General features: G+C 66.2%; 4 protein-coding genes and 1 pseudogene. All 5 read left to right on the top strand.

What is annotated here, in order from left to right:
- Nucleotides 1–313: pseudogene (locus C1I89_RS33505) on the top strand (lytic transglycosylase domain-containing protein); the annotation flags it as partial.
- Nucleotides 310–858: an integrating conjugative element protein gene (locus C1I89_RS33500; protein ID WP_102774190.1), complete on the top strand. Its 549-nt coding sequence runs from the start codon at nt 310–312 to the stop codon at nt 856–858. The pseudogene C1I89_RS33505 and the gene C1I89_RS33500, both read left to right, overlap by 4 nt.
- Nucleotides 859–862: 4 nt before the next feature.
- The gene (traD, locus tag C1I89_RS33495; RefSeq protein WP_102776407.1) at nt 863–3,046 is read left to right on the top strand and encodes a type IV conjugative transfer system coupling protein TraD; all 2,184 of its coding nucleotides are present in this window, start codon (nt 863–865) and stop codon (nt 3,044–3,046) included.
- Nucleotides 3,043–3,792, top strand: a complete 750-nt coding sequence (locus C1I89_RS33490) for a TIGR03747 family integrating conjugative element membrane protein (protein ID WP_023112358.1) — start codon at nt 3,043–3,045, stop codon at nt 3,790–3,792. The genes traD and C1I89_RS33490 overlap by 4 nt, the downstream gene beginning before the upstream one ends.
- A 98-nt stretch (nt 3,793–3,890) precedes the next feature.
- On the top strand, nt 3,891–4,274 hold the full coding sequence (locus C1I89_RS33485; protein ID WP_023112359.1) for an RAQPRD family integrative conjugative element protein: 384 nt from the start codon (nt 3,891–3,893) through the stop codon (nt 4,272–4,274).
- Nucleotides 4,275–4,291 lie beyond the last annotated feature (17 nt).

Here is a 4,291-nt window from a genome sequence, read left to right as displayed (position 1 = left end):
GATGCGCGCCACGCCGCACACACGCATCGACGCGGGCCTGGGCCAGATCAACCTCGGCTATCACCAGCAGCGCTACGTCAGTCCGTGCGACCTGCTCGACCCATACCGCAACCTCGCCATCGCCGCTGAAATCCTGAAGGAGCAGCACACCGCTGGCGAGGACTGGTTGCTGGCGATCGGTCGCTACCACCGTCCTGCGGGCGGAGAACCTGCCGCCCGTTACCGGCGTAGCGTGTCGCGCCATCTTGCCCGGGTGCAGGGCACGCATCCAACCGCTGCGGCCCTCGCCGTGCACCAGGAGAGATCCCCATGACGAAGTTCCCTCTGACCAACCTCACGCTGAAGGGCCTGCTCGTGCTGCTGGCGGCTCTGCCGCTGGCCTCGCGTGCCGGCGAGCCGCTGATCGTGGTCGAAGACCGTGGCGGCGCGTCGGCGCTGCCGTACTACGAGGCTCTGAACCTTCAGCCGCGCGCCGATGCGCCGGCCCGACCGCCCATCCCAATGCTCCCGGTGCCCGCCACGCCCATGGACGAGGCCGCGATGTTGCCGGTGCGCAGTGCCAAGCTCACGCCTGGCACCGTCGCGCGGCGTGTGATTGAAGCGCCCGGCCTGCGGCCGTTCGTGGTCATCGGCGACGACGAGGCTTCCCGGGCCTGGTTGCAGCGCCGCGCCGCCGCTTTGCGCGAACGTGGCGCGGTCGGCCTGGTCGTCAACGTCGAGACCGCGCAGGGCCTGGCGCGGCTGCGCGCCCTGGTGCCGGGCGTACCGCTCGCGCCCGTGGCCGGCGACGACCTGGCCGATCGCCTGGGCCTGCGGCACTACCCGGCGCTGATCACGGCCACCGGCATCGAGCAATGAAGCCATGTCGGGCAAACAGCCGGTCGAGGTTCTGCTACGCCCAGCGGTGGAGCTATACACCGTCGCGGCGTGTGCAGGCGCCGCGTTTCTGTGCCTGGTGGCCCCATGGTCGCTCGCGCTGAGCCCGGCCATGGGCATCGGCAGCGCCTTGGCGTTCGGCGCCTACGGCGCGATCCGCTACCGCGATGCCCGTGTCATCCTGCGCTACCGGCGCAACATCCGCCGCTTGCCGCGCTACGTGATGACGAGCAAGGACGTGCCGGTCAGCCAGCAGCGGCTGTTCGTGGGGCGCGGGTTCCTCTGGGAGCAGAAGCACACCCATAGGCTGATGCAGACGTACCGGCCGGAGTTCCGGCGGTACGTCGAGCCGACGCCGGCCTACCGGCTGGCCAGGCGCCTGGAGGAGCGGCTGGAGTTCGCGCCATTCCCGCTGTCCCGGCTGCCCGCGCTCACGGGCTGGGACGTGCCTTTCAACCCCGTGCGCCCGTTGCCGCCTGTCGGTGGCCTGCCGCGCCTGCACGGCATCGAACCCGACGAGGTGGATGTCAGCCTGCCGCTGGGCGAGCGCGTCGGCCACTCGCTGGTGCTGGGCACCACGCGGGTGGGCAAAACGCGCCTGGCCGAGTTGTTCGTCACGCAGGACATCCGCCGCAGGAATGCTGCCGGCGAGCATGAGGTCGTCATCGTCATCGATCCCAAGGGGGATGCCGATCTCTTGAAGCGGATGTACGTCGAAGCCCAGCGCGCTGGCCGCGAAGGCGAGTTCTACGTCTTCCACTTGGGCTGGCCGGACATTTCGGCACGCTACAACGCGGTGGGCCGCTTCGGCCGCATCAGCGAAGTGGCGACCCGGGTGGCGGGGCAGCTCTCCGGCGAAGGCAACAGCGCGGCGTTCCGCGAGTTCGCATGGCGCTTCGTGAACATCATCGCCCGCGCCCTGGTGGAACTGGGGCAGCGCCCGGACTACATGCTGATCCAGCGCCACGTCATCAACATCGACGCGCTGTTCATCGAGTACGCCCAGCACTACTTCGCCAAGACGGAGCCCAAGGCCTGGGAGGTGATCGTCCAGATCGAGGCCAAGCTCAACGAGAAGAACATCCCAAGGAACATGATCGGGCGCGAGAAGCGCGTGGTGGCGCTGGAGCAGTACCTCTCCCAGGCGCGCAACTACGACCCGGTGCTCGACGGGCTGCGCTCGGCGGTCCGCTACGACAAGACCTACTTCGACAAGATCGTTGCATCGCTTCTGCCGCTGCTGGAAAAGCTCACCAGCGGCAAGATCGCCCAGCTCCTGGCGCCGAACTACTCCGACCTGGCCGACCCACGGCCGATCTTCGACTGGATGCAGGTGATCAGGAAGCGAGCCGTCGTCTATGTGGGCCTGGATGCGCTGTCCGATGCCGAGGTCGCCGCGGCGGTCGGCAATTCGATGTTCTCCGACCTGGTTTCGGTCGCAGGCCACATCTACAAGCACGGGATCGACGATGGACTGCCGGGTGCATCGGCTGGTGCGCGCGTGCCGATCAACGTGCATGCGGACGAGTTCAATGAATTGATGGGTGACGAGTTCATTCCGCTCATCAACAAGGGCGGTGGCGCTGGACTGCAAGTCACCGCGTACACGCAGACCCTCTCGGACATCGAAGCCCGCATCGGCAACCGGGCGAAGGCCGGTCAGGTGATCGGCAACTTCAACAACCTGTTCATGCTGCGCGTGCGCGAGACGGTTACCGCTGAATTGCTGACCCGGCAATTGCCGAAGGTCGAGGTCTATACGACCACCATCGTCAGCGGCGCGACCGACAGCTCGGACATTCGCGGCGCAACGGACTTTACGTCGAACACCCAAGACCGCATCAGCATGTCCAGCGTGCCGATGATCGAGCCATCGCACGTCGTCGGCCTGCCCAAAGGCCAGTGTTTCGCGCTGCTGCAGGGTGGCCAGCTTTGGAAGGTGCGCATGCCGTTGCCGGCGCCCGACCCGGATGAAGTGATGCCGGAGGACTTGCAACAACTGGCTGGGCACATGCGTCAGAGCTACAGCGAGGCCACGCAGTGGTGGGAATTCACCAGCTCCCCGGTCTTGCAGGACGCGGCCTTGCCGGACGACCTGCTCGATGAGGCGGCCAACGCCACACCCATCACCGACACGGGCGGCACGGCCAACGAAGAGACCGCGCCATGAGCGATGCTGCAGCCACTGCGCAGCGCGAGCAGAACCGCCGCCAGGGCCTGATCGTCGGCACCATCACCTTGCCGTTCCGGCTGCTCGGGGTACTGGTTGGCTCGCTGCTGTTCTCGATCCTGATGGAGTGCATCGGCATGCACCTGTTCTGGAAAGACCAGGGCTGGCAGCACTCCCAGCAGATGTTGCAGTACGAGTTGGGGCACCTGTCCGAGCACTTCACGCGCAGCGTGGTCGTGCAGGAGCCGGGGCGCACGGCGCATGCGCTGGTGGATACCGGTTATGAATGGGTATTCGTGCGATCAGGGCTGCTGGAGCAAATGAGCCAGACCGCAGAGCGCGCCCGTGCGCCCAGCCAAGGACAGGCGCGGAACTTCCGTTACTTCATCAGCCAGGTCTATGTCTGGACCGAGAGCTACCTGATCGCCGCCGCCTTCACCACACTCACTTTTTTGGTGCGCTTGTTGGTCCTGGCGCTCACGCTGCCGCTGATTTTCACGGCGGCATTTGTCGGTTTGATCGACGGCTTGGTGCGCCGCGATGTACGCCGGTTCGGGGCGGGCCGCGAATCCGGTTTTATCTACCACCGAGCAAAAGCCAGTCTGATGCCGCTGGCCGTGCTGCCCTGGGTCACGTACCTGGCCTTGCCGATCTCGGTACATCCGCTGCTGATCCTGCTGCCGAGCGCGGCCTTGCTGGGACTGGCCGTGAGCCTGACTGCAGGGAGCTTCAAGAAGTATCTCTAAGCGATCAATCCGGTCATCCGCAGGTTCTTATTGTTTGCAGCCTGATACGCCTCTGATCGCCACGATCAAGCCATTGCTGATCACACAGGAATGGCGCGATGTTGGCTCCGATCTGGCTGCGCGCCGCGCATCGCGGCGTGCCCACTTTTCTCGTGACGGCCCTACTGATGGGGCAGTCTTCGATGGCGTTGGGCGAATCCCCGATGCAGCGTCAGGAGCTGGTTGCCGCGCTGCTCCAGCTCGACGCGCTGGAGCGCACCGTCGCAGATAGCGCGACGCATACCCCCATCACACCGGGCGAGCGCTACCACTTCGATTACCCGCGACTACTGGCTGACCTTGAGCGTGTCCGCGCTGGCATCCTGGCCCATCTCACACCGTCGCGCGCCCAGCCACGCGACCTCTCCGAACTGACTGGCGAGTACCGCACCGAGCGGGCCGCCCCGCCATCGCTGCCGACGACTGCGCAGGGCAGACCATGAACGGCGCCCAGGTCTCG

Origin of the sequence: Achromobacter pulmonis, from assembly GCF_002885955.2 — a bacterium.
In the GTDB taxonomy this organism is placed as follows: domain Bacteria; phylum Pseudomonadota; class Gammaproteobacteria; order Burkholderiales; family Burkholderiaceae_B; genus Achromobacter; species Achromobacter pulmonis_A.
This window is presented reverse-complemented; position numbering and strand designations above follow the sequence as displayed.

Coding starts and splice junctions, on each gene's coding strand:
- C1I89_RS33500 (WP_102774190.1), top strand. CDS start 310: ATGACGAAGTTCCCTCTGACCAACCTCACGCTGAAGGGCCTGCTCGTG.
- traD (WP_102776407.1), top strand. CDS start 863: ATGTCGGGCAAACAGCCGGTCGAGGTTCTGCTACGCCCAGCGGTGGAG.
- C1I89_RS33490 (WP_023112358.1), top strand. CDS start 3,043: ATGAGCGATGCTGCAGCCACTGCGCAGCGCGAGCAGAACCGCCGCCAG.
- C1I89_RS33485 (WP_023112359.1), top strand. CDS start 3,891: ATGTTGGCTCCGATCTGGCTGCGCGCCGCGCATCGCGGCGTGCCCACT.